The following is a 23836-nucleotide window of genomic DNA, read 5'->3' as shown; positions in this document are numbered from 1 at the left end:
GAGGCTGATGACGCAGACTAAAAAAACTTCATCCAGCCTGATCGTTATTCCGTGCCTGAACGAAGCGGCCCATATTGGTGTACTGCTCGATCAACTGCGCCCCGCCGCGGCAAGGCTTGGCGCCAGGATCATCGTCGCCGACGGCGGCAGCACCGACGGCACGCTGGCTATCGTCAAGGACATCGCAAGCAAGGATCCGCGCGTTATCCTGCTTCACAACGAACGGCGCATCCAGAGCGCGGCGATAAACCTCGCCGTCGGTACCTTCGGCGAAGGAGCCGACTATCTCATCCGCATCGATGCGCATGGCGGCTATCCCGACGACTATTGCGACCGGCTGGTCGAGGAGGCATTGGCCACCGGAGCGGATTCGGTTGTCGTTTCGATGCTGACCAGCGGCAGCAGCACCGTGCAGAAGGCCGCCGCGGCTGCACAGAATTCCAAGCTCGGCACCGGCGGCTCCAAGCACCGGCACCGTTCCGCGGGAGAGTGGGTCGACCACGGCCATCACGCGCTGATCAGGATATCGGCGTTCGGTTCTGTCGGCGGCTATGACGAGACGTTCAGCCACAACGAGGATGCCGAGCTCGACTACAGGCTGAGGCAAGCCGGCTACAAGATCTGGATGAGCGGCAAGACGCACATGATCTACTACCCGCGTACCTCGCTCAGCGGCCTCTATTTCCAGTATCTCGGCTATGGTCGCGGCCGCGCCAAGAATGTGCTGAAGCACCGCGTCATCCCGAAGGTCCGGCAGATGGTGCCGCTCCTGGTGTTTCCGGTCGTGCTGCTGGCGGCGCTCTCATTCGTGCACTGGCTGGCGGCGGTGCCGCTGCTCCTGTGGGCCTCGGTGTGCCAGGGTTACGGCCTGTGGACGGCCATTCGCCAGCGCAATGCCGACATCGCGCTGGCCGGCGTCTCGGCGATGGTCATGCACCTTGGCTGGTCGATCGGCTTCTGGCTGCAGCTTCTTGGCCTCGGGTCGCGGCGCGGGGTGGCGTGATGGCCAAGCAGCTCAGCATCGACATCGGCGTCTGCACGTTCCGGCGGCCGGAACTGGCCGACACGCTGCGCTCGCTCGACGCCATGCAGATGCCGGCCGGGTTCGATATCAGCATCATCGTCGCCGACAACGACGACACGCCGACCGCCCGCGACCTGGTGACGGCGCTGTCGCGGGAATTGACGGTGCCGGTCCGCTATCAGCATTGCCCGGCGCGCAACATTTCGATCGCCCGCAACGCTTGCCTCGACGCCAGCACAGCCGATTTCGTCGCTTTCATCGACGATGACGAGACGGCCACGCCGCGCTGGCTCGCCGAACTGGCCGCGGTGGCGCAAGCGAGCGGAGCTGCCGCCGTGCTCGGCCCGGTCCGGGCGCGTTATCGCGCGGATGCGCCGGACTGGATGCAGCGCGGCGATTTCCATTCGACCTTGCCCGTCTGGGTTCGCGGCGAGATCCAGACCGGCTACACCTGCAACGTTCTGCTCCGCATGGGATCGGACAGCCTGCGTGGCCGCCGCTTCAGCTTGGCACGCGGCCAGACCGGCGGTGAGGACACCGAGTTCTTCGACCAGATGCACAAAGCGGGCGGCCGCATCGCCTTTTCGCCCGACGCCTGGGTCGACGAGGTGGTGCCGCGCTCGAGGGCGGCGTTCGACTGGCTCGGCCGCCGCCGCTTCCGCGTCGGACAGACGCACGGGCATCTTCTGGGACGCAACGCGCGCGGCATCGGCCTGGTCAAGCAGGTCGGCTTGGCGTCGGCAAAGGCCATCTATTGCTTCGCCTCTGCGCTTCCGGTCGTCATTAGCCCGGTTCGAAGGAACCGCAGCGTGCTGCGCGGCATTATGCATGTCGGTGTCGTCAGCGGCCTTGTCGGCATCCGCGAAATCCGCCTCTACGGCCAGCCTTCGCCGCAGGAAGGGGGCAAGCGTGCAGCCTGACGTCAGCTTTGTCATCGCCGCCTACAACGCCGAGGCGACCCTCGACCGGGCGATCGCGAGCGCTATCGCGCAGAAAAACGTCAGCGTCGAAATCATCGTCGTCGACGACAAGTCGCGCGACGCGACGCTCGACGTGGCGCGGGCCTATCCGCAAGATATCGTTCGCGTCGTCGCCCTGGCCAGCAATCGCGGCCCCGGCGGCGCCAGGAATGCCGGCCTCGACGTCGCCCGCGGCAGATGGATCGCGGTTCTCGATTCCGACGACGCCGTTTTTCCCGACCGCATCGCGGCCATGATCGCCCGCGCCGAAAAGGCGGGCGCCGAGATCGCCGTCGACAATTTGCAGGTCATTCGCGAGGACGGTGTCGTCGAGGACGCGATGTTTCCAACGCGCTATCTGGAGGATTTGAGCGAAATCTCGCTGGCCAGCTACATCGCCGGCAACGTCGTTTTCGAATCGAAGTTCAATCTCGGCTACCTCAAGCCGATCTTCCAGCGCGCGTTCCTGAACGAAAACGAGCTTCGCTATGATGAAAAACTGAGCATCGGCGAAGATTACATCTTGCTCGCCAACGCCTTGGCCAAGGGCGGCAAATGCGTGGTCGAGCCGACGATCGGCTACGCCTATCATATTCGCAGCGGCTCCATCTCCCGTGTGCTCGAGCTTCACCACGTCGAAGCGATGCGCAAGGCAGATGCCGTGTTCGCTCAAACCCATTCGATGGACGAGGCCGCGCAAGTCGCGTTCGCCCGGCGCAGCCGCAGCCTGCGCAAGGCCGCATCGTTCCTGTCTATGGTTCAGCACATCAAGGCGCGGTCCCCGCTCAAGGCGATCCGGACTGCGCTCAGCGACCCGGCGGCGGTCAGGCATATGGGCATGCCGATCGCCGTGCGGTTGCGAAGAGTAGCGGCGCAGTTAGCCGTTGGGGTGGGGAGGTGAAGATGCAGGCACATGAAGGGATTTTTCGTGGCTTGTGAATGGACTGAAGTCGATCTCCTCAGAAGGAATTTGCGATGAAGAAAATCAGGAAGGCCGTGATACCGGTGGCAGGACTTGGAACAAGGTTCCTGCCGGCGACCAAGTCGATGCCGAAGGAAATGCTCCCCGTCGTCGACAGGCCTGTCGTGCAATATGCGGTGGACGAGGCCTTCGAGGCGGGCATCGAGCACATTGTGTTCGTCACCGGCCGCAACAAGGCGGTCATCGAGGACTATTTCGACCTGCATCCGGAATTGATCGGAACCCTGGAGCAGACAGGCAAGAAGACCCAGTTGGAGGCGCTCGAAAGCATGCTGCCGGTGGCCGGCGCCACCTCCTTCATCCGCCAGCAGTCGCCGCAAGGCCTCGGCCATGCCGTCTGGTGCGCGCGCGAAGTCATCGGCAACGAGCCCTTCGCCTTGCTGTTGCCGGACATGGTGTCGTTCGGTGGCCGCGGATGCCTGGCCGAGATCGTCGATCTCTATGCTGAAACCGGCGGCAACGTCATCGCCGTCGAGCGCTGCGATCCGACCGAGACCAACAAATACGGCATCGTCGGCCGTGGCGCCGATATCGGCGGCGGCTTCGAGGTGACGGCCATGGTCGAAAAGCCCGCGCCTGCCAACGCGCCGTCGAACTTCTACATCAACGGCCGCTACATCCTGCAGCCCGAGATTTTCGCGCTTCTGGGCAACCAACAGCGCGGCGCCGGCAACGAAATCCAGTTGACGGACGCCATGGTCCGGCTGTCGCGGGACCAGGCGTTCTTCGCCCAACCTTTCAAGGGCCGCATGTTCGACTGCGGTTCGAAGGAAGGGTTCATCCAGGCCAACATCGCCTTCGCGCTGGCGCGCGACGACATGAAGGGCCCGATTTTCGAGATGCTTCAGGAGTTCGTCCGGTCGCATGAACGCCAGGAAGAAGCCGCATAATGCCCATGTTTCGGGAGCATTTACAGATGGCTGGCGACGCGGGGCGATAGCTCCCGCGCCGCCTGGCACGAAGTTTGCGTTTTATTGCGCAATGCTCCCGATCTTCGCGGCTGTGCAAGCCACGGCATGATCCCGAAAGATGACCACCGGTTTTCGGAAAAAATCATGCTCAAACGCTGAGATAGATCCCCATCCCGATCGTCGGGATGGAACAGGCTCTGGAATTGGACCGAAGATGAATTATGCCAACTTTCCTCTCGACAAGAGGATGCCATTGCCGAATTCGGGCGCAGGAGACGGCGAAGACTTCATCGACATCGAGCGGCTGCTTGGCATGGCCGCACGGCAAGCCAAGGTGGTTGCCGTGTGCGCCGTCATCGGTCTCTTTCTGGGCCTGCTGTATCTGCAGACCACGCCGCCCCAATATCAGTCGGTCTCAAGCGTGCTGATCGACGAGGGCTTGAACAAGATCGTCGACGACATCTCAGCGGCGTCGACAACCATGCAGACCGATTCCGCCATCCTGAGCCAGATCGAAATCCTGACCTCGACGCGGCTTGCCGCCGTGGTCGTCGACAAGCTGAAGCTCGACCAGAACGATGCCTTCCTAAATCCGCCCGTATCGGCTCTGGCAAGGGGCGTCGGTCTGATCCGGGGCCTGATCCAGTATGTTCGCCCCAGCCCCGTCATGCCGGGCGTCGGTGACATCAGCAAGCTCGACCCCGCCGCCCGCGATGCGCTGATCGCCACGTCCCGTCGCGACTACGCGATCCTCAAGCTGCAGAACGAGGTGCGGGCGGAGCGCACGGGGCGAAGCTACGTCATCGCCCTCGGCTATCAGTCGACGGATCCGGCGCTCGCCCATGCGATCACCAAAGCCTATGCCGATGCCTATCTCGCCGATCAGCTCGATGCCAGCTTCGACGCCACCGAGCGGGCGGCGGTCTGGCTGCAGGGCCGGTTGACGGAATTGCGCGAGAGCTCGCAGGCGGCATCGCTCGCGGTCGAGAAATTCAGGGCCGAACATGGCCTGGCCGCCAACAGCGATGGCCAGTTGATGAGCGACAAGCAACTGTCCGATCTCAACGCCCAGCTCATCGTCGCGCAGGCTGACACCGCACGCGCCAGTGCCCGCTACCAGCAGTACAAGGCGATTGTCGAAAGCGGCTCCGACAACGCTTTCAAGGATGCCGCCATATCAAGCGACCAGCCGAGCAGCTCGGTCATCGCGGCGCTCAAGACCCGTTACCTCACAGTCTCCAAGCGGCTGCAGGACGTCGAGGCGAATTTTGGCGCCCAGCATCCGCAGGCGTTGGCGCTTGCCAAGGAGAAGGCCGACATATCGACGCAGATCTTCGGCGAACTGAAGCAGCTGACCGAAAGCTATCGCAACGAATATGAAGTGGCGCTGGCGCGCGAGACCGCGCTCAGGGCCAATGTCGCGGCTGCGCAAGGCAAGAGTTCCGTCGACAACCAGACGCAAGTCAAGCTGCGGGAACTCGATCAGCAGGCGACTGCGCTCACCACGCTTTATCAGACATTCCTCGGCCGCTACGAGGAAGCCGCGCAGCAGCAATCCTTCCCGGTCGGCAAGATCCGCATCATCTCCGACGCCTCGATGCCGCTCACTGCGTCAAGCCCACGCACGATCATCGTGATTGGACTTTCGCTGGTGCTTGGCACGCTGATGGGCGCCGGCTTCGGCGGCCTGAATGAATTCAACGAACGTTTCTTCAGGACCGGCGAGGAAGTGCGCGACCGTGTCGGGCTGAAATTCCTCGGCTATCTGCCGACGATCGGCGGCAAGCTGAGCAAGGAAGAAAAGCCGGGCGATACCCAGGTGGATGACAAGACCGCCAGATCGCTGTCGTCCGCCGAAAGGCGGGCGCGCATGCGGGTGAGCATCGATTCGCCTGCGTCGATGTTCTCCGAAACGCTGCGCAGCGCCAAGATCGCCTTCGACGTCGTGATGGAAGGGCAAGGCAGCCGCGTTATCGGCATCGTCTCGGTGCTTCCCGGCGAGGGTAAGTCGACGGTCGCGGCAAATCTCGCCGGATTGCTTGCCGCCAACGGCGCCAAGACGCTGCTCATCGACGGCGACCTGCGCAACCCCGGCCTCAGCCGTGGTCTCGGCATGGAAGCCGAGCAAGGTTTGATGGAAGCCGTGGTCAACGGCCAGGCGTGGCAGTCCGTTGGCAAGATCGACCGGCAGACGAAGCTGGCCATCATCCCGGCCGTGTCGCGCGGTCACTTCTCGCACACCAGCGAACTTCTCTCCTCGGCCGGGATGCGGCGCTTCATCGATAACGCCAAGGAGACCTTCGAATACATCGTCGTCGATCTGCCGCCGCTCGGACCGGTGGTCGATGCCAAAGCATTCGCGCCGCTGGTCGACGGGTTTGTGCTCGTCACCGAATGGGGGCGCACGCCCCGCGCGATGGTGAGGTCTATGCTGGAATCCGAACCCTATGTTGCCAACAAGATCATCGGGGCAGTGCTGAACAAGGTCGATCTGAAGAAGCTGGCCAAATACGGATCGTTCGGCGGCTCCGAGAAATTCTTCGACAAATACTCGACCTACTATCTGGAAAAGTCGGAAGTGCGCAGCAAGGCAAAGGCAACGGTCTGACGGTGTTCGAGTAGGCCCTTTCGAAAGAGCATTGCGTTGAAACAGGGCCGGTCGACGCGCCCTGAATCTTCGCTTTATGCATGCCCCAAACGCCGCGCTCTTTGGGTGATGCATTAGGAGCGGATCAGCCTCTAGAGCACATGAATCAGCCTACTTCGCGGGTCGGGCGATTCCTGTGGCAGTCGGCCGTCGGCTCTGGAAGGCCGCAGTGCCGAGCCGGGCCTAGGAGACCCGCGGATGATCAGTCGCGACTACGCGGCCTTGAGCCGATAGCGGAAAACGGTGTGGTCGAGCAGCAGCCGGATGCGTGGTTCGGCCCCGGTCGCCACCAGCCAGCTTGCCGCGATCATCGTCGCGCCGACGATCACCATCGAGAAGAGATGCGGCAGACCCGCGCGGACCAGGACGCCGAGCAGGGCCGCGCCGACGACGTCATGGAGGAGGTAGAGCGGATAGGTCATCAGGCCGATCCGGCGCCAGCCGCTCCAGGAGAGGTCGAGCCGAAGCGACCACGCCATCAGTCCGACCCCGGCAAGGAAGATGAGGATCGGCGGCGCGAACGGCATCTCTCGCCCGACCTTCAGGATGTGAACGTCGACCGAACTGGCGATCTGCAGCACGCCGCCGCCCAGAAACAGGGCGCAGAAGGCAAGGCGAGCCGTCGTCACCGCCTTGAAGCGCATCAGCCACAACATGACGCCGGTCGCGAAGAAAACGCCGTGATGCACCAGCAAAAGGTCGAGCGTTCGTGTCTCGGCAAGGTCGGCCCAGCCGAGTGGGTAATAGAGGCACCAGAAAAGCGTGCTGACCAGTCCGATGGCGACGGCCACCATTTCCATCTGATGGAAGCGGCCAAGCCGCAGCAAGGTCCAGACGATGGCATAGAAGGCGATCTCGATTCCGAGCGTCCAGTAGACGCTGTCCACCCAGGGTGCGTAGGGAACGAACAGGCCGGTGCGAACCAGCCTGTCGACGGCATCGGTTGGCCAGCTCAGGCCGACGATCAAAAGCACGACCGCGGTGACGGGTGCGCAGATCCAGACCGCCGGCGCCAGTCGTTTCACCCTTGCTTCGAAAAACCGCAGCGGCGTCGATCTCTCGGCGCTGAAGGCGATGACGAAGCCGCTGATGACGAAGAATATCTGCACGCCGACCCAGCCGGATTCGACCCAGGCGCCTATCTCCGGCTGCGCGGGAATGCCGCCCGTGGCGCGTGCCGAAACGCCGTCCGGAAACGCCCACACCCAGAAGCCGTAGTGATAGACCATGACCATGACGGCAGCGAGGAACCGCAGGATGTCGACGCCGCCAAATGTGATTTTCTTCTGCTGAGCCATACCGCCTCGCCGGATGGCCCCCCGATCAAGGGTGTAAGGTGGATTGCTGCATTGCACAACAAAAGATTGCGGCGCCGACCTCGCCGATTTTCCTAAGCCACGATCCCTCGCTCCCTCAAGGCGACGGTTATCTCATCGAGGATCAGCGGATCGTCGATGGTTGCCGGCATCGTCCATTCTTCCTTGTCGGCGATCTTCTGCATGGTGCCGCGCAAGATCTTGCCCGAACGTGTCTTGGGCAGCCGCTTGATCGTCACCACCGTCTTGAAGGCGGCGACCGGGCCGATGCGTTCGCGCACCAGGCCGACCACTTCGCTTTCGATGGCGCCGGTTTCGCGCGAAACGCCGGCATTCAGAACCACGAAGCCAAGCGGCACCTGGCCCTTCATGGTATCGGCGATGCCGATGACGGCGCATTCGGCGACGTCGGGATGGGCGGAAAGCACTTCCTCCATGGCGCCGGTCGACAACCGGTGGCCGGCGACATTGATGATATCGTCGGTGCGGGCCATGACGTAGAGATAGCCATCCCCGTCGACCATGCCGGCATCCGCCGTCTTGTAGAAGCCGGGGAACTCGTCGAGATAGGCTTGGCGGAACCGTTGATCGGCGTGCCACAACGTTGGCAGGCAGCCGGCCGGCAGCGGCAGCTTGACCACCACATTGCCCAGCGTGCCGCGCGGCACTTCGTGGCCGGCATCGTCGAGCACCCGAATGTCGTAGCCGGGCATCGGCACGCCGGGCGAGCCATACTTCACCGGCAGGAGGCCGAGGCCGGCGGGGTTGATCGTCATCGGCGAGCCGGTCTCGGTCTGCCACCAATGGTCGACCACCGGCACGTTGAGCTTCTGCTCCGCCCATTTGATGGTTTCGGGGTCGGCGCGCTCGCCGGCAAGGAACAGCGTGCGGAATTTCGACAGGTCGTATTTCGGAATGAATTCGCCCTTCGGATCCTGTCCCTTGATGGCCCGAAAAGCGGTCGGCGCGGTGAACAGCGCGACCACGCCATGCTCCGCTATCACCCGCCAGTAGGTGCCGGCATCGGGCGTGCCGATCGGCTTGCCTTCGAACAGCACGCTGGTGCAGCCATGCAGCAGCGGCCCATAGACGATATAGGAATGGCCGACCACCCAGCCGACGTCCGACGCTGCCCAGAACACCTCGCCCGGCTTGACGCCGAACTCGTTTTCCATCGTCCATTTCAGCGCGACCATGTGGCCGCCATTGTCGCGCACGATGCCCTTGGGCTGGCCGGTCGTGCCCGATGTGTAGATGATGTAGAGCGGGTCGGTGGCAAGCACCGGAACGCAGTCGACATTGGCGCCGGCTGCCCGTTCGCGGGCGACGGCATCGGCATAGTCGATGTCGAAATGCTCCTTCAATTCGCAGGGCAACTGGTCGCGCTGCAGGATCAGGCAGCCGTCCGGCTTGTGGCGGGAAATCTCGATCGCTCTGTCGAGCAGCGGCTTGTAGGCAACGACGCGGCCCGGCTCCAGCCCGCAAGAGGCCGAGATGATCAGCTTCGGCTTGGCGTCGTCGATGCGGGTGGCAAGCTCATGCGAGGCAAAGCCGCCGAAGACGACCGAATGCACGGCGCCAATGCGGGCGCAGGCCAGCATGGCGAAGGCAGCCTCCGGCACCATCGGCATGTAGATGATGACGCGGTCGCCCTTGCCGATGCCGCGGTTCTTCAGCACCGAGGTCAGCGCGACCACCTCGCGCTTCAGTTCGGCATAGGTGAATTTCTTGATCGTTCCGGTGATGGCGCTGTCATGGATCAGCGCGATCTGCTCGGCGCGTCCGCCCGCGACGTGGCGGTCGACGGCATTGTAGCAGGTGTTGCAGGTGGCGCCGGTAAACCAGCGGCCGTAGACGCCGGCCGTGGCATCGAACACCGTGTCATAGGGTGAATACCAGTCGATGGCATCGGCCGCCTCCGCCCAGAACCTTTCCGGATCGCGTTTCCAGCCGTCATAGACCTCGTGATAGCGTGAAGTCATCCGACACCTCCCCAGGAATGTTTTTCTTCACACCAGATAGCGCGCTCTAACCTTGGCCGCAAATGTGCGCCATTGTGCGGCCGGCATCGATCTGGCGCTTGGGGGCAAGCTGCGATGAAATTGCGATATCGGATTGGAGCGGCCGTGCTGGCGGCACTGTCATTGACGGTCGCGTCCGCCGCCTGGGCTGGCGATGCGGCGGCACGGCGCATCATCGGTTTTTCGCCCGACGGCAACTATTTCGCCTTCGAGCAATACGGAACGCTCGACGCCGGCGCCTCCAACTCCGGCTATTCGCAGGTCGACATCATCGACACCCGTACCGACGCCTTCGTTGGCGGCAAGCCGATCCTCGTCGTCGACGAGTCCGAGGAGGCGACACTGACCCTCGAGCAGGCAAGGGCACAGGCAGCCGCCAAGGCGGCGCCCATCCTTGCCAAATACGCCGTCGCATCGCGCGGCGAGCAGACGGCTTCCGACAAGTTCACCTTTCCCGATGAGATGGTTGCCTACAACGACATTTCCCGCCTCGAGCAGGTGTCGCAGAAATGGCTTTCGCCGCTCTATGACCAACTCGACATTTCGACCATCCAGCTCGACCAGATCCTGGCCAGCAGCACCACAGACTGTTCAGCGAATTTCGACGCCACACAGCAAGGCGACATATCGGGCAAGGCGCTCGGCTTCCGGCTGACGCTGCAAGGGCAGGACGGCAAGCCCTTCAAGGTCTTGCACGAGGACAAGACCGTGCCGGGGTCGAGGAATTGCCCGACCTCCTACAGCCTGTCGGAATCCTACGAATTCACTCCGGCCGGCAAGCCGGCCGTCATTGTGGTGCTGGTGCAGCGCTTCAGCCAGGGCTTCGAGGGCCGCGACCGCCGCTTCATTGCGGTGACCGGCCAGCCGCGCTGACAAAGTCGATTGCTCTAGATCGGCAAAGCCACAAGCATGAGGCCGATGCCACCGAAGATCAAAATGGCTGTCGCCAGGGCTTTTCTGTGACGTTCGAAGCTCGTCGGAGCCCGCTCCCAATTGTAACGCATACGCTATCTCCCGAAGGCCCGAGGAGTCTTTACCTTACTTAGGGGAAGAAAAGCAACGGTCTGGCGCGGACGGGTCGGGCGCCCCCGCATCGCGAAGAAGACTATTTCTGGGACGATACCTGCTGGAAGCCGGCGGCGGGCGTGTTCTGCCGCCGGCTGGCAGGAAGTCTACATGCCCCAGCGCAGTGCCGCCGTATGCACCGGCGCATCCCAGAACGCGGTCGTTTCCGCGTCGAGCATGGTCAGCGTGATCGAGCAGCCGGCCATGTCCAGTGAGGTGACATAGGAGCCGACCAGCGAACGGGTCACCGTCACGCCATGCTTGTCGAAAATCCGCCGCGCGCTGTTGTACATGAGGTAGAGCTCCATCAGCGGCGTGCCGCCAAAACCGTTGACGAACAGCAGCGCCGGGCCCTTGGCTCCGTCGCCGAGATCGCCAAGGATCGCGGCACAAATTTCCTCGGCAATGGCATCGGCGCTTTTCAAGGTGTCGCGTCGCCGTCCGGGCTCGCCGTGGATGCCGACGCCGAACTCCATCTCGCCGTCGCCGATGTCGAAAGTCGGCTTGCCGGCGGCCGGCACGGTGCAACTGGTCAGCGCCACGCCCATCGAGCGGGTAGCAGCATTGACGCGTTCGCCCAATGCCTTCAGCGGCGCCAGCGCCAGGCCATGCTCGGCCGCCGCGCCGACGATCTTTTCGACCACCAGCGTGCCGGCGACGCCGCGCCGGCCGGTCGTGTAGGACGAATTCTCGACGGCGACATCGTCATTGGTGACGATTTGCACGACGCCTTCCGACATTTCAGCCGCCATCTCGAAGTTCATCACATCGCCCTCATAATTCTTGACGATGAACAGGCAGCCGGCGCTGGTGTCGACGGCCTCCGCCGCCGCCAGCATCTGGTCCGGCGTCGGCGAGGTGAACACCTGGCCGGGGCAGGCGGCGTCGAGCATGCCGTGACCGACAAAGCCGCCATGCAGCGGCTCGTGGCCGGAGCCGCCGCCGGAGATCAGCGCTACTTTGCCCGGCCGCAAGGTCTTGCGGCGGACGAATTTATGTTCCTCGCCAAGCACCAGGATGTCGGCATGGGCGACAACGAAGCCGTCGAGGCTTTCGGTCAGCACCGTGTCCGGCGAATTCATAAATTTCTTCACGGCCGTCTCCTCCCGAAATGGGCCTTGTTGAACCGCTCTGGCGGATCAACCACCCTTGCCGGTGATGCTGGTGATCTTCTGGATAAAATCATTCACTGCCCGATCGAGTGCAGCGTTCTGCTTGTCGTCGCCGAAATCGGGCACAATGAGTGAAACATGCCGTGTCTTGCGCATGCCTGCCGCGACAGACATTTTTCCCGGATGTGCCTGATGGTAGGCAGCAAGAAACTGATCACGCTCGGCCGGGCTGAAATGGCAGACGGAAAAGATCGAAGGCAAATGCTTTGACGGAATCGGGATCGAATAGGCCGGGCTGGAAATCTGCGTGACGAAACTGCGGTGCTTGCCAAGCGCATCGGCAAGCCGCTGGCGCATGCCGGACGGTCGCTGGTCGATGACATGCGACAGGATCGTCTTATAGGCGCGGATCGCCTCTTCGGAACCGGCTTCAGGTATCTTGTCGATCATGCCGGCCGCGCCTGGATAGAAACGTCCGCGATCGCCGCCTTGGCCAAGGCGAGTTGCGCCGGAGCGACGGACAGATCGCGCAGGCCGGCCTCGAGCAGCGACTGGATCGCAGCGGGGTCACCGCCGGCGTCGCCGCACAGGCTGACCGGGATTTCCTCGCGCAGGCCAAACGCGGTCACCGCAGCGATCAGCCGCAGCACGGCTGGATGGCGGACCGAATTGAGGTGCGCCACCAGAGCGTTGTCGCGGGCAGCCGCCATGACATATTGGGTCAGGTCGTTGGAGCCGATCGAGAAGAAGGCGGCCTCGGTAAAGGCCTCAGGCGCGATCGCCACCGACGGCACCTCGACCATGATGCCGAGCGGTGGCATCTTTTGCGCGATGCCGCGCGCGGCGAGCTCTGCCTGCTCTTCGGCGAACATCGCCGCTGCCTGTCTGTATTCCTCCACAATGGCGATCATCGGGAACATCACTTTCAGACTGCCATGGACGGCGGCGCGCAGCAGTGCCCGGATTTGTACACGAAACACTTCCGGCCGCGCCAGCGACAGCCTGATGCCGCGCAGGCCGAGGAACGGATTGCCTTCCTCGACGGTAAAGCCGGGCACTGGCTTGTCGCCGCCGGCATCGACGGTGCGGATCGTCACCGGCTTGTCGCCGGCCCAGTCCAGCACCTTGCGATAGGCGCGATACTGCGTTTCCTCATCGGGCAACGTCTTGCCGAACAGGAATTCGGTGCGCATCAGGCCGACACCGTCGCAGGTGGCGATGTCGATGCCGTCGACGTCGGACGGGTCGGCGATGTTGACCTGCACCCGCACCGCTATCCCGGTCCTGGTCACCGCCGGCCGCGCCAGAAAAATCCCGGCCCGGTCGCGGCGCGCCGAGAACAACGACGACGATTGGCGAAAGGCGTCGATCTCGGCCTTGGAAGGCGACAGCACGATGCCGCCATGTTCGGCATCGAGCAGTGCTATGCCGGCAAGATTGGCGGGCGCGTTGCCAAGCCCCACCACCCCAAGCCCAACAACCATGGGTACGCCGCGCGAGCGCGCCAGCATGGCGACATGGCTCGCCGTGCTGCCCGCCTTCAGCGCGATGCCGCCACCGCCACTCCAGTCGGTTTCGAGAAAACGCGTCGGCGCGATGTCCTCGCCGTAGAGGATGGCGCCGGATGGTGCTTGAACCCCGCCATCCTCAGTCAGCGCGCGCAGCACCTGGTCCCTGATGTCGCGGATGTCGGCCGCACGGGCGCGGAAATAGTCTTGATCTGAGGTCTCGTAGCCGGCGATTTCCACATCTAGCGCCTCTCGCCATGCCGCATCGGCGGGGTGTCCAGAGGCAATCGCAGCAAAAGCCGGGCCGCTCAACGCGTCGTCCTCCAGCATCGCGATCTGAAATTCGAGGATGTCGGCGGCGTCACCGTCAGCGATCTTGATCAATCCAGCGAGACGGCCCGTCGCGACATCGATTGCGGTCTCGAGCGCGGCCTTTTCGTCGGCGGCATTTTCCTTGCAGGCGTAGGCAATTGCAATCTGGTCGAGGTCGAACAGCGGCCCCTCGGCATACCCGGCCGAGGCCGAAATGCCTTGCAGCCTAAGCGGTTCGGACATGGTCCGCGCCTTCGTCGAAATCGCGCCGCACCAGTTCGACCAGTGCGTCGACGGCATCATTGGCGCCATCGCCGCTGGCGCGAATGTGCAGCACCGTGCCCTTCGGCGCCTTGGTGGCCATCACCTTGACGATGCTCTTGGCGTCGAACCATGGCCCGTTGGCGGCCAGTGCTATTTCCACCTCGGCGGCGAAGGTCTTGGCCAGCTTGGTGAACTTCACCGAAGGACGCGCATGCAGACCCACCTCGTGGGTGATCAGGACGGTCGCTTCGGCGGCTGCGGACATGTCTTTTAAAGTTCCCCTTCGTTCACGACGGCGACAATTCGTGCGCCGTCGCCACCACTTCGCGCAGCGAGGCGCCGCCGGACGCCTCGGTCGCCGCCATCACCGCGCCTTCGACGATCGGCGCGTTGCAGACGATGATCTTCTGCGCACGCGGCTCGCCAATCATCTCCACCGCCATTTCGCTGTTGGTCTCGGCACCGCCGAGATCGACCAGGATGGCGACGCCGGCTTCCGACCAGGCCCTGTCGATGGCGCTCATGATCGCCTCGACATTGGTGCCGAGCCCGCCATGGCCGTTTCCGCCGCACCATGCAAGCGGCACTTCGTCGCCCACCATCTGCCGCACCATGTCGGCCGTGCCCTCGGCGACGAGCGGCGAATGCGAAACGATGACGATGCCGACATTGCTCATGCGCTTTCCCCGACGGTTTCGGCCACTGTCCGCACCAGAAGCGCGGTTGAACGCGCGCCGGCATCCATATGGCCGATCGAGCGGTCGCCAAGGAACGAGGCGCGGCCACGCAGGGCCTTCATCGGCACGGTTGCTTCGGCGGCCGCGTCGGCGCTGTCGGCGATCTCCGCCGCCGTCTTTCCCTGAAGCAGCGCCTCATGCACAGGCTGCAGCACGTCGAGCATCGTCTTCTGCCCGACCTGCGATTTGCCCCGCGCCGCCACGGCTTCGATGGCCTTGCCGAAAGCCAGGGTCAGACTGGCGCGGTCGGGCGCGGCAGAAATTTCCTTGCCGAGCGCCATGAACAAGGTGCCGAACAGCGGACCCGAAGCGCCGCCGACCGTCATCACCAGCTTGGTGCCGATCGCCTTGAGTGCCTCGGGTAGCGGTTTGGCGGCAAACGCCTCGGCCTCGCTGCGTACGGCCTCGAAACCGCGCTTCATGTTCAGCCCGTGGTCGCCGTCGCCGATCGCCTGGTCCAGCGCCGTCAACTCCTCGGCGTGAGCGGCAATCGTATCCGCGGCCGCCACGATCAGCCTGGAAAGGTTCAACGCCGCCATGTCAGCCAAATTCTTGGTTCCCACCCTGCCGGCAGTAGCGAAAGAATTTTCATTCGACAACTGTAGCATGCGTCAGGCCGCTGCAAGCAGCGCGGCCGCGGCCGCAAAGGCCTCGGCCACCGCATAGGCGCCGGGGTCGACCACGCCCTGCAGCTTGCTGCCGACATAGGCGGACCGCCCGGCTTTCGCCCGGTCCATGGCGGACGTGGCCTCGGCACCGCGTCGAGCCGCTGTTGCCGCGTCCTCCAGGCCGCGGGCGTCGAGCGCTTTCAGGGCAGGCTCGAGGGCATCGATCATGGTGCGGTCGCCGACCTCCGCGCCGCCATAGAACGTCATCCGTTCGAGACCGGCAAGCAGCGCCTTGGCCACGCTGGCGCCGCCGTCCAGGGCCTGCGCCGCCGCGGTGAAGAAGATCGACAGCAGCACCCCGCTGGAGCCGCCCATGGACGCGCTCAGAATGTCGCCCACCGCGCCAAGGGTGGCCGCAGGATCGGCAAGCGGCAGCGTATCAAGCCGCTCGAGCACGCTGCGCGCGCCTGTCGCCACCGTCGAACCGGTGTCGCCGTCTCCCGCCTTGGCGTCCAGCCCGTTCAAAGTGCCTTCGAGCGCGATCAGCTTTTCGCAGATGCTGACGACAAGGCGCCGGGTGCGGGCATCCTGGCTGGGTTTGCGCGCCGCGCCTTCAGCAGCTGGTTTCGCGATGGGCACGACAGAGGGCGATACAACAGGCTTTGCCGGCATCCAGGCGTGCGGACCAACCGGCGCCAGCAGGGCTTTCTCGCGTACGGCGTCGAGCCGGATCAGCGACAGCGAGAGGCCGTTCATGTTGAGCGCCGTCATCAACGGTCCTGGGCCGATCGTGAGCTTGATGGATTTGGCCAGCGGCGAAGCAAGCACCGCATTGGCGACCAGCGACATTTCGAGCGGCGGTACCGAACCGAGATTGTTGATCAGCAGGGCATGGCTGGCCGCAGGATCGAGCCGTGCCGCAAGCCGCTCCGCCATGATCGCGACCAGTCTGTCCGCGCTTTGCACGGCGATCCGCTCCACGCCCGGCTCGCCATGGATGCCGAGGCCGAGCTCGCCATCGTTTTCGCCAAATCTGTCTTCGTGCGGCTGGCCAGGGATCGAGCAGGACGACAGCGACATGCCGAGCGACACGATGTCCTTCGCCGCGGCTCGCGCGGCCGCCGCGATATCAGCCAGATCGTGGCCAGCTTCCGACAGATGGCCTGATATCTTGTGCACGAACAAGGTGCCGGCAACGCCGCGCGGCTGGGCGATGTCGGGGAGCGCGATATCGTCGGCGACGATCACCATCTCGACGCGAAAACCTTCGGCGCGCGCCTTCTCGGCTGCCAGGCCGAAATTGAGGCGGTCGCCGGTGTAGTTCTTGACGATCAGCAGGCAGCCGGCCGGGCCGGTGACCGCGCGAATGGCCGCCAGCACCGCCTCGACGCTTGGCGAGGCAAAGATCTCGCCCGAGACAGCGGCCGTCAGCATGCCCTTGCCGACGAAGCCGGCATGTGACGGCTCGTGCCCGGCGCCGCCGCCGGAGACGACGCTGACGTTGGTCTTGTCCCAGTCGGCGCGCAGGACGACCTTGATCTCGGGATAGCCGTCGAGCCGCGCGAGGTCGCCTGCGCCAATGGTCCGCAAGAGGCCGTCCAGCGCCTCGGTGACGATCGTTTCCCTGCGATTGAAAAAGTGCTTCATCGAATTCGTCCAGTCACTTGTCTGCAGTCATCAATCAGAAGCCGGTGTTGACCCCTTGGCAGGGAAACACCGAAAACCGTTCATATCAGCCTTTGTCCGTCGGCACCAAAATAGAGCGGCGACCGGTAGCGGATCACCACCCTGTCGCCTTGCCCCAGATCCGTTTCGGGATCGGTCAGCGTCACCAGCTTCCTGGCCCCCACCGTCACATGCAGGTGGTTCTGGTCGCCAAGATGCTCGACCCAGTCGACGACGCCGTCGGCATGGCCATTCGCGGCCTTCTCGATCGACAGATGTTCGGTGCGTGCACCGATCGTCTTGGTGCCGGCCGGTGCGCCGCCATCGGGCAGCAGCCCGGTTGGCAATAGATTGATCGCCGGCTGGCCGAGCCTGGCCGCGACATGCAGGTTTGCCGGCTCCGAATAGATCGTACGGGGCGAGCCGATCTGCACCAGCACGCCATCGGCAAGGATGCCGATGCGGTCGGCCATCGTCATCGCCTCGATCTGGTCATGCGTGACATAGAGCATGGTGGCGCCGAGTTCGGCCTGGATGCGTTTCAGTTCGAGCCTGAGATCCGCCCGCAACTTGGCATCGAGCGACGACAGCGGCTCGTCCATCAGATAGATGGAAGGCTTGCGCACCAGCGCACGGCCGATGGCGACGCGCTGCATTTCGCCGCCCGACAGCTTGGTCGAGCGATTGGCGAGCTTGTGGTGGATGCGCACCATTTTCGCCACTTCCTCGACCCGGCGGCGAATCTGCTCTTCCGGCATCCTTCGTGCCGGCGAGCGCAGCGGGAAGGCAAGGTTGTCGAACACCGACAAATGGGGATAGAGCGAGTATTGCTGGAACACGAAGGCGGTGTCGCGCTCGGCCGGCGACAGCGTCGTGGCATTGTGGCCACCGATTTCGATCGTGCCGGCATCCGGCCGCTCCAGCCCGGCGATCAGCCGCAGCGTCGTCGTCTTGCCGGCGCCGGTCGGCCCGAGCAGCACGACGAACTCACCATCGGCGATGGAGAGGTCGAGACCGTTGACGGCGACATGGTCGCCAAAACTCTTGCTCACATTCTTGATGTGCACGTCAGCCATGCTGTGCCCTCCGCTCCGAGGCGGCATCGTGGATCGCGGTTCTCACCGCGCGGCCCGATCCTTTCTCGAACAGTGACAGCCGCGCGCTGCTCAGCGTCAGGCCGACATGGTCGCCGGTCGAGAGCCGGATTTCGGCCGGCACCCGGGCCTTGATGATGCCGTCCGCCGTCTCCACCGCGACGATCTGTGTGGTGCCGAGATATTCGGTGCCGTAGATTGCGCCACGCAGCTTGGAGTTGTCGTCGAAGCGGATATGTTCCGGACGGATGCCGAGCGCCATGTCGGCCGGCGCGATATCCTCGCGCACTTCCGGCACCGCGACCTTCGCGCCCTGAACGACGATTTCCTTCACGCCCTTTGCCAGTCCACCGCCGAAGCCCAGGAAATTCATCGGCGGCGAGCCGATGAAGTCGGCGACGAACATGGTCGCTGGCCGGTCATAGATCTCGCGCGGCGTGCCGAACTGTTCGATGACGCCATGGTTCATCACCGCGATCTTGTCGGCCATCGACATCGCTTCCATCTGGTCGTGCGTGACATAGACGGTGGTGGCGTGGATGCGGTTGTGCAGTTCGCGCAACTCATGGACCATCAAATCGCGGAACTCGGTATCAAGGGTCCCGAGCGGTTCGTCCATCAGGAAGCACTTTGGCCGCCGCACGATGGCGCGGCCGAGCGCCACCCGCTGGCGGTCGCCGCCGGCGAGGCCTGAGACGGATTTGTTGAGCAGATGGTCGATGCGCAGAAGCTTGGCCGTCTCTTCGACGCGCTGGCGAATCTCGGCTGACGGCATGCCTTGCGCCAGCAGCGGGAAGCCGATGTTCTTGCGCACGTTCATGTGCGGGTAGAGCGCGAACAGCTGGAAGACGAAGGCGATGTCGCGCTCGCGCGCCCGCAGCATGGTGACGTCGTCTCCGCCAAGCAGGATCTGCCCGCCTGTCGGCAGTTCGAGCCCGGCGATCATGCGCAGCGTCGTCGTCTTGCCGCAGCCCGACGGTCCGAGCATGACGAAGAACTCGCCATCCTCGACAACGAAGTTGGAATCCTGCACGGCGACGAAATCGCCGAAGGCCTTTCTCAGGTGCTGAACGCGAATTTCGGCCATGGCTATTCCGGGAACTTCGAGACGATGATGAACATCACGGTGCCGGCGAGCATGGTGATGAAGGAATAGGTGTAGAGCGACAGCGCGAAGGGCTGGAACAGCATCAGGAAGCCGAGGGCGATCAGCACCGTGGCGATGTTTTCCATCAGCCCGCGCCTGGCCCAGACCGGCCAGCGCGATTTGCGTTTCTGAGGGCTGGTCAAGCTCATTTGCGCACCGCGCCGAAGGTGATGCCGCGCAGCAATTGCTTGCGAAGCAGGATGGTGAAGACCAGGATCGGCACCAGGAAGATCGTCGTGCCGGCCGCCACCGCCGGCCAGTCCTGGCCGCCTTCGCCGATGATGGTCGGGATGAAGGGCGGCGCGGTCTGCGCCGTGCCCGAGGTCAAAAGCGCAGCGAAGGCATATTCGTTCCAGGCGAAGATCAGGCAGAAGATGGCGGTGGCGGCAATGCCGGTGGTCGCTTGCGGCAGCACGGTGCGCCAGAAGGCCTGCAGCCGCGTGTAGCCGTCGATCATCGCCGCCTCCTCGTATTCGCGCGGGATCTCGTCGATGAAGCCCTTCAAGAGCCAGACCGCCAGCGAGACATTGACCGCTGTATAGAGCAGGATCATGCCGAGCGCGGTGTCGGACAGGCCAAGCTCGCGGTACATCAGGTAGATGGGAATGGCGACGGCGATCGGCGGCATCATGCGCGTCGACAGGATGAAGAACAGGAGGTCGTCGGCGAGCGGCACCTTGAAGCGCGAGAAACCATAGGCCGACAGCGTGCCAAGGAAGACGGCGCAGAAGGTCGAGCCAAAGGCGATGATCAGCGAATTGACGAAGCGCGGCAGGAAGTTGGACGGGCCGGCGATCACCATGTTGCGCTTGCGCGTGGTCTCGTCGCAGAAGCCCGTCGCCGGACCCAGCGAGTTGATGTATTCCGGCGTCTGCCGGGTGCGAGTCGTGAACAGGTTGCAGTAGCCCTCAAGGCTCGGCTGGAAAAGCAGTTTCGGCGGATAGGCAATCGAGTCCGGCGGCGTCTTGAAGCTGGTGGCGAAGATCCACAGCAGCGGCACGATCGAGATCAGCGCGTAGGCGATGATGATCGCGCCGGCGATGCGCTTCGAATTTGCCGAAGGTGCGACGACCGAGTGGGCAGTGGTCAGGCTCATCTCTGCTTCACCTTGTTGAGCGCCTTGACGTAGATGTTGGCGAGACCGAACACCGCGACGAACAGGATGATGGCGAAGGCCGAGGAATAGCCCGTCCGCCAGCTCTCGAAAGCCTGGCGTTTCAGCGTGATCGAGGCGACCTCGGTGGTCGAGCCCGGCCCGCCGCCGGTGAGCAGATTGACCATGTCGAACATCTTGAAGTTCTCGATGCCGCGAAACAGCACCGCAAGCATGATGAAGGGCAACGCCATCGGCAGTGTGATCGACCAGAACTGCCGCCAGTTGGAGGCGCGGTCGACCTCGGCCGCCTCATAGATGTATTCGGGGATCGAGCGCAGTCCGGCGAGGCAGATCAACATCACGTAGGGCGTCCACATCCAGGTGTCGACGATGATGATCGACCATGGCGCCAGCGACACGTTGGAGAGCATCTGGATATTTGTTGGCGGGATACCGGTGATGAAGGAAATGGCATAGGCGAACAGGCCGATCTGTGGCTCGTAGAGGAAGCGCCAGAAATTGCCGACCACCGCCGGCGACAGCATCATCGGAACCAGGATGAGGGTCGTCCAGAACGCGTGGCCACGGAACTTCCTGTCGATGAGCCAGGCCAGCGTGAAGCCGATCAGCGTCTGCAGCAGGATGGTCCAGAACACGAAATGCGCCGTCGTCTGCATGGCGATCCAGATGTCCTTGTCGGCGAGGATGCGCTGGTAGTTGGCAAAGCCGAGGTTCTTCACCACCTCGTTCGGCCGGTTGGCGCGGAAGTTGGTGAACGACAGATAGATCGCCCAGAACAGCGGGAAGATGTTGATGGCAAGCAGCAACAGGATCGTCGGCGAGATGAACAGCCAGGCGAGGCCCTTGTCGCTAATGCCCCGGACCTTGCGGGCCAACGGTTCCGGGGTCGCCCGGGCAACGTTCTCCGCAGTCCGATTGAGCATGGTCAGTCCTGCTTCGGTCACTTGGGTCGTCTCTGTCATGGAATTTATCTGAACTGCGTCCCGTGCCAAGGTGGCACGGGACGCCTGGGCCTAGCTCGGGAGGAGCCTGTTACATCTTGCCGTCGTCCTGGAAGACCTGCGTCCAGTCCTTGACCAGGCCGTCGAGGGCATCCTTGGCCGAACCCTGGCCAGCAACGACATAATCATGGAAGCGCTTTTGCGACGCCTGCAGCAGCGGCGCGTAGCTGGGCTCAGCCCAGAAGTCCTTCACGATCGCCATCGAGTCCAGGAAGGTCTGCGCATAGGGTTGGCTGGCCGGGAACTTCGGGTCCTTGACCACCGCGTTGAGGCATGAATAACCGCCGAGCGACCACCATTTGGCCTGCACATCCTTGTTGGCGAACCACTTGATGTATTTCAGTGCCGATTCCTGCTTGTCGGAATAGGACACCACGGAGATGCCCTGGCCGCCGAGCTGCGCGAACTGGTCGCCGTCAGGTCCCTTGGGGTTGACGAAGTAACCAATCTTGTCGCCACCGACATTCTCGTCCTTCTGCAGGCCCGGCCACGTGAAGGCGAAGTTCATGTGCATCGCCACCTGGCCGGATTTGAAGGCATCGACGCCTTCGCCCATGTAGCTGTTCGAGGCGCCCGGAGGGGTGCAGCAATCATAGAGCGCCTTGTAGAACTCCAGCCCCTTCACCGACTTGTCGGAATTGACGAAGCCTTCCATTTCGTAGGGCTTCTTCGGGTTCTCGTACTGGAAGCCGTAGCTGTAGAGCACGTCCATCGCGCCCATGGTGATGCCTTCCGAGCCGCGCTCGGTGTAGATCGAGGCGCCATAGACGGTCTTGCCGTCGATCTGCCGCTTCTGGAAGAACTCGGCGATCTGCTTCAGCTGGTCGAAGGTGGTCGGCGGGCCGAGATCCCAGCCGTACTTTTCCTTGAACTCCTTCTGCAGCTCCGGTTTGGAGAACCAGTCCTTGCGATAAGTCCAGCCGACGACGTCGCCCATGGCCGGCAGCGCCCAGTAGTTCGGCGTGTTCTTCGGCCATTCCGAATAGCCGACGACGGTTGCCGGCACGAAGTCGTCCATGCTGATCTTCTCCTTGTCGAAGAAGTCGTTCAGCTTGACGTAGTGGCCGTTCTCGGCAGCGCCGCCGATCCACTGGCTGTCGCCGATGATCAGGTCGCACAGCTTGCCGTGCGAGTTCAGCTCGTTGAGGAAACGGTCGGCATAGTTGGTCCACGGCACGAATTCGAATTTCATGCCGATGCCGGTTTCCTTGGTAAAATCCTTGGACAGTTCGACAAGTGCGTTCGCCGGGTCCCAGGCGGCCCAGCACAGCGTCAGGTCTTCAGCGTGCGCGACATTCGAGACGGCTGTCGACGCTGTAATCGCCGAGGCCAGTCCCAACGCCAGTTTCAAGCTCGATTTCATGCCTTCCTCCCATTTGCGAAACGCGTCCGGATGACGGTTTCAAGAGCTCCAAACCCCTCTCCTCAGGGGCCCAAACATGGCGGCGCGGCAGCGCTACAGATGTTTAGTAATTTGTTTAGTGATGCAATTTTTACTAAACAACGCAAGCGAATTCGTTGCTGCGCCGCAGCATGCTCGCGGCGATGTCTGAAAACGTTGGGAAAAGCGTGGATCGCGGGTCCGATTGTGGAAGCCGCGCGGGCCGGGCCCCGCCAGAATCGAAGGTCGTCCCGGCTCTCAGTCGACCCGTTTGGTGCTCACCATGACCGGCCGGATCGCCGGTGCCGGCGGCAGCAGCGCCCGGATGTCGGCGAACGGAAACACAGGCTCGAAGCGGAAGGCCTCGGCCAATGAACCCTTCGCGCCGTTGCACTGGCCTGAACGAAAAAGGTTCTGCGTTCGCGCGCCGTCGACGAAGCGCTCGGGATCCTGCGACTGATGCATGCGGATCGCCTTGGCCTTGACGTCGGCATGCGCGGAAATATCGACATAATGCGTCGGCGAAAAACCGGTGCCGCCGAGCGTGTCGGCGTGCAGCACCGGCACCGCGAAAGAAGCCGCGATGCGCACGCCGTCCGACAGCGCGCGGTGGTCGCCATGATAGTCGTTCGGCGCATGGGTGATCGCCAGGTCCGGGCCGATCTCGCCGATCAGCGCTTTCAGAGCCTCGATCAGCGCCGCATCGGCGACCAGCGCGCCATCCGGGAAGTCGAGAAAACGCGGCGTGGCCCCAAGCAGGCCTGCCGCTCGGCTCGCCTCCTTGCGCCGCGCCCGGGCAAGCGCGCCGGGATCGCCCTTGCCGCCTTTGGCCCCATCCGTGGCTATGGCAAAAATGAGTTCTGCGCCTTGCGCGGCATAGGCGGCCATCGTACCGAACATGAAGATCTCGATGTCGTCCGGATGCGCACCGAGCGCCAATATCTTCAAGCCACTCTCTCCCCGGA

Annotated in this window: 22 protein-coding genes; 6 read left to right on the top strand and 16 right to left on the bottom strand. The window is 63.5% G+C overall.

Annotation, left to right across the window (positions count from 1 at the left end):
* Positions 1-7: 7 nt before the first annotated feature.
* From AC1D2G_RS07115 to AC1D2G_RS07095, 5 genes are all read left to right on the top strand, one after another.
* Positions 8-1003: a glycosyltransferase family 2 protein gene (locus AC1D2G_RS07115; RefSeq protein ID WP_477393605.1), complete on the top strand. Its 996-nt coding sequence runs from the start codon at positions 8-10 to the stop codon at positions 1001-1003.
* On the top strand, positions 1003-1944 hold the full coding sequence (locus AC1D2G_RS07110) for a glycosyltransferase family 2 protein (RefSeq protein ID WP_477412904.1): 942 nt from the start codon (positions 1003-1005) through the stop codon (positions 1942-1944). Before AC1D2G_RS07115 ends, AC1D2G_RS07110 begins: the two co-directional genes overlap by 1 nt.
* Entirely contained in the window at positions 1934-2884 is a 951-nt protein-coding gene (locus AC1D2G_RS07105; RefSeq protein ID WP_477412902.1) for a glycosyltransferase family 2 protein, read from the top strand. Before AC1D2G_RS07110 ends, AC1D2G_RS07105 begins: the two co-directional genes overlap by 11 nt.
* Before the next feature lie 74 nt (positions 2885-2958).
* Positions 2959-3855, top strand: coding sequence for a UTP--glucose-1-phosphate uridylyltransferase (locus tag AC1D2G_RS07100; RefSeq protein WP_095082814.1), 897 nt, complete (start codon positions 2959-2961; stop codon positions 3853-3855).
* A gap of 235 nt (positions 3856-4090) precedes the next feature.
* Positions 4091-6484 (top strand): polysaccharide biosynthesis tyrosine autokinase, encoded by a 2394-nt coding sequence (locus AC1D2G_RS07095; protein WP_477412900.1) that lies wholly within the window; start codon positions 4091-4093, stop codon positions 6482-6484.
* A gap of 251 nt (positions 6485-6735) precedes the next feature.
* Here AC1D2G_RS07095 and AC1D2G_RS07090 read toward each other — a convergent pair whose 3' ends face one another.
* Positions 6736-7821: an acyltransferase family protein gene (locus AC1D2G_RS07090; protein WP_477412898.1), complete on the bottom strand. Its 1086-nt coding sequence runs from the start codon at positions 7819-7821 to the stop codon at positions 6736-6738.
* A gap of 92 nt (positions 7822-7913) precedes the next feature.
* Positions 7914-9821 carry a propionyl-CoA synthetase gene (locus AC1D2G_RS07085; protein WP_477412896.1) on the bottom strand — a complete coding sequence of 636 codons (1908 nt, stop codon included), beginning with the start codon at positions 9819-9821 and terminating at the stop codon, positions 7914-7916.
* 114 nt (positions 9822-9935) lie between these two features.
* Here AC1D2G_RS07085 and AC1D2G_RS07080 point away from each other — a divergent pair, with 114 nt between their 5' ends.
* Positions 9936-10733 (top strand): DUF2259 domain-containing protein, encoded by a 798-nt coding sequence (locus AC1D2G_RS07080; RefSeq protein WP_477412894.1) that lies wholly within the window; start codon positions 9936-9938, stop codon positions 10731-10733.
* 299 nt (positions 10734-11032) lie between these two features.
* On the opposite strand, the gene dhaK is transcribed toward AC1D2G_RS07080, so the two are convergent.
* The 14 genes from dhaK to AC1D2G_RS07010 form a co-directional block, all read right to left on the bottom strand.
* Positions 11033-12019 carry a dihydroxyacetone kinase subunit DhaK gene (gene dhaK, locus AC1D2G_RS07075; protein ID WP_477412893.1) on the bottom strand — a complete coding sequence of 329 codons (987 nt, stop codon included), beginning with the start codon at positions 12017-12019 and terminating at the stop codon, positions 11033-11035.
* A 45-nt stretch (positions 12020-12064) separates the two neighbouring features.
* Positions 12065-12487, bottom strand: coding sequence for a hypothetical protein (locus tag AC1D2G_RS07070; RefSeq protein ID WP_457150028.1), 423 nt, complete (start codon positions 12485-12487; stop codon positions 12065-12067).
* Positions 12484-14100 carry a phosphoenolpyruvate--protein phosphotransferase gene (gene ptsP, locus AC1D2G_RS07065; RefSeq protein ID WP_477412891.1) on the bottom strand — a complete coding sequence of 539 codons (1617 nt, stop codon included), beginning with the start codon at positions 14098-14100 and terminating at the stop codon, positions 12484-12486. Before ptsP ends, AC1D2G_RS07070 begins: the two co-directional genes overlap by 4 nt.
* Positions 14084-14386 (bottom strand): HPr family phosphocarrier protein, encoded by a 303-nt coding sequence (locus tag AC1D2G_RS07060; RefSeq protein ID WP_477281789.1) that lies wholly within the window; start codon positions 14384-14386, stop codon positions 14084-14086. Before AC1D2G_RS07060 ends, ptsP begins: the two co-directional genes overlap by 17 nt.
* Positions 14387-14408: 22 nt before the next feature.
* The gene (gene dhaM / locus AC1D2G_RS07055) at positions 14409-14798 is read right to left on the bottom strand and encodes a dihydroxyacetone kinase phosphoryl donor subunit DhaM (protein WP_184873275.1); all 390 of its coding nucleotides are present in this window, start codon (positions 14796-14798) and stop codon (positions 14409-14411) included.
* On the bottom strand, positions 14795-15397 hold the full coding sequence (gene dhaL / locus AC1D2G_RS07050) for a dihydroxyacetone kinase subunit DhaL (protein WP_477302918.1): 603 nt from the start codon (positions 15395-15397) through the stop codon (positions 14795-14797). Before dhaL ends, dhaM begins: the two co-directional genes overlap by 4 nt.
* A gap of 72 nt (positions 15398-15469) precedes the next feature.
* A complete protein-coding gene (locus AC1D2G_RS07045; protein WP_477412889.1) occupies positions 15470-17113 on the bottom strand; it encodes a dihydroxyacetone kinase subunit DhaK in 1644 nt (547 codons plus the stop codon).
* Positions 17114-17193: 80 nt separating this feature from the next.
* Positions 17194-18207 (bottom strand): ABC transporter ATP-binding protein, encoded by a 1014-nt coding sequence (locus tag AC1D2G_RS07040; protein ID WP_457150032.1) that lies wholly within the window; start codon positions 18205-18207, stop codon positions 17194-17196.
* The gene (locus AC1D2G_RS07035) at positions 18200-19312 is read right to left on the bottom strand and encodes an ABC transporter ATP-binding protein (RefSeq protein ID WP_477412887.1); all 1113 of its coding nucleotides are present in this window, start codon (positions 19310-19312) and stop codon (positions 18200-18202) included. The genes AC1D2G_RS07040 and AC1D2G_RS07035 overlap by 8 nt, the downstream gene beginning before the upstream one ends.
* Before the next feature lie 2 nt (positions 19313-19314).
* Entirely contained in the window at positions 19315-19521 is a 207-nt protein-coding gene (locus AC1D2G_RS07030; protein WP_457150034.1) for a hypothetical protein, read from the bottom strand.
* A complete protein-coding gene (locus tag AC1D2G_RS07025; RefSeq protein WP_095082780.1) occupies positions 19518-20468 on the bottom strand; it encodes a carbohydrate ABC transporter permease in 951 nt (316 codons plus the stop codon). Before AC1D2G_RS07025 ends, AC1D2G_RS07030 begins: the two co-directional genes overlap by 4 nt.
* A complete protein-coding gene (locus AC1D2G_RS07020; RefSeq protein WP_477413062.1) occupies positions 20465-21412 on the bottom strand; it encodes a carbohydrate ABC transporter permease in 948 nt (315 codons plus the stop codon). Before AC1D2G_RS07020 ends, AC1D2G_RS07025 begins: the two co-directional genes overlap by 4 nt.
* A gap of 109 nt (positions 21413-21521) precedes the next feature.
* The gene (locus AC1D2G_RS07015; RefSeq protein WP_184873281.1) at positions 21522-22853 is read right to left on the bottom strand and encodes an ABC transporter substrate-binding protein; all 1332 of its coding nucleotides are present in this window, start codon (positions 22851-22853) and stop codon (positions 21522-21524) included.
* A gap of 276 nt (positions 22854-23129) precedes the next feature.
* Entirely contained in the window at positions 23130-23819 is a 690-nt protein-coding gene (locus AC1D2G_RS07010; RefSeq protein WP_477412885.1) for a PIG-L deacetylase family protein, read from the bottom strand.
* Between the last annotated feature and the right edge of the window lie 17 nt (positions 23820-23836).

The organism is Mesorhizobium sp. P2_C7 (genome assembly GCF_056404515.1).
This window is presented reverse-complemented; position numbering and strand designations above follow the sequence as displayed.

Bases quoted from the DNA above. Each gene is read 5' to 3' on its own strand.
- AC1D2G_RS07115 (WP_477393605.1), top strand. From the start codon at position 8: ATGACGCAGACTAAAAAAACTTCATCCAGCCTGATCGTTATTCCGTGC.
- AC1D2G_RS07110 (WP_477412904.1), top strand. From the start codon at position 1,003: ATGGCCAAGCAGCTCAGCATCGACATCGGCGTCTGCACGTTCCGGCGG.
- AC1D2G_RS07100 (WP_095082814.1), top strand. From the start codon at position 2,959: ATGAAGAAAATCAGGAAGGCCGTGATACCGGTGGCAGGACTTGGAACA.
- AC1D2G_RS07095 (WP_477412900.1), top strand. From the start codon at position 4,091: ATGAATTATGCCAACTTTCCTCTCGACAAGAGGATGCCATTGCCGAAT.
- AC1D2G_RS07090 (WP_477412898.1), bottom strand. From the start codon at position 7,821: ATGGCTCAGCAGAAGAAAATCACATTTGGCGGCGTCGACATCCTGCGG.
- AC1D2G_RS07085 (WP_477412896.1), bottom strand. From the start codon at position 9,821: ATGACTTCACGCTATCACGAGGTCTATGACGGCTGGAAACGCGATCCG.
- AC1D2G_RS07080 (WP_477412894.1), top strand. From the start codon at position 9,936: ATGAAATTGCGATATCGGATTGGAGCGGCCGTGCTGGCGGCACTGTCA.
- AC1D2G_RS07070 (WP_457150028.1), bottom strand. From the start codon at position 12,487: ATGATCGACAAGATACCTGAAGCCGGTTCCGAAGAGGCGATCCGCGCC.
- ptsP (WP_477412891.1), bottom strand. From the start codon at position 14,100: ATGTCCGAACCGCTTAGGCTGCAAGGCATTTCGGCCTCGGCCGGGTAT.
- AC1D2G_RS07060 (WP_477281789.1), bottom strand. From the start codon at position 14,386: ATGTCCGCAGCCGCCGAAGCGACCGTCCTGATCACCCACGAGGTGGGT.
- dhaM (WP_184873275.1), bottom strand. From the start codon at position 14,798: ATGAGCAATGTCGGCATCGTCATCGTTTCGCATTCGCCGCTCGTCGCC.
- dhaL (WP_477302918.1), bottom strand. From the start codon at position 15,397: ATGGCGGCGTTGAACCTTTCCAGGCTGATCGTGGCGGCCGCGGATACG.
- AC1D2G_RS07045 (WP_477412889.1), bottom strand. From the start codon at position 17,113: ATGAAGCACTTTTTCAATCGCAGGGAAACGATCGTCACCGAGGCGCTG.
- AC1D2G_RS07040 (WP_457150032.1), bottom strand. From the start codon at position 18,207: ATGGCTGACGTGCACATCAAGAATGTGAGCAAGAGTTTTGGCGACCAT.
- AC1D2G_RS07035 (WP_477412887.1), bottom strand. From the start codon at position 19,312: ATGGCCGAAATTCGCGTTCAGCACCTGAGAAAGGCCTTCGGCGATTTC.
- AC1D2G_RS07030 (WP_457150034.1), bottom strand. From the start codon at position 19,521: ATGAGCTTGACCAGCCCTCAGAAACGCAAATCGCGCTGGCCGGTCTGG.
- AC1D2G_RS07025 (WP_095082780.1), bottom strand. From the start codon at position 20,468: ATGAGCCTGACCACTGCCCACTCGGTCGTCGCACCTTCGGCAAATTCG.
- AC1D2G_RS07020 (WP_477413062.1), bottom strand. From the start codon at position 21,412: ATGCTCAATCGGACTGCGGAGAACGTTGCCCGGGCGACCCCGGAACCG.
- AC1D2G_RS07015 (WP_184873281.1), bottom strand. From the start codon at position 22,853: ATGAAATCGAGCTTGAAACTGGCGTTGGGACTGGCCTCGGCGATTACA.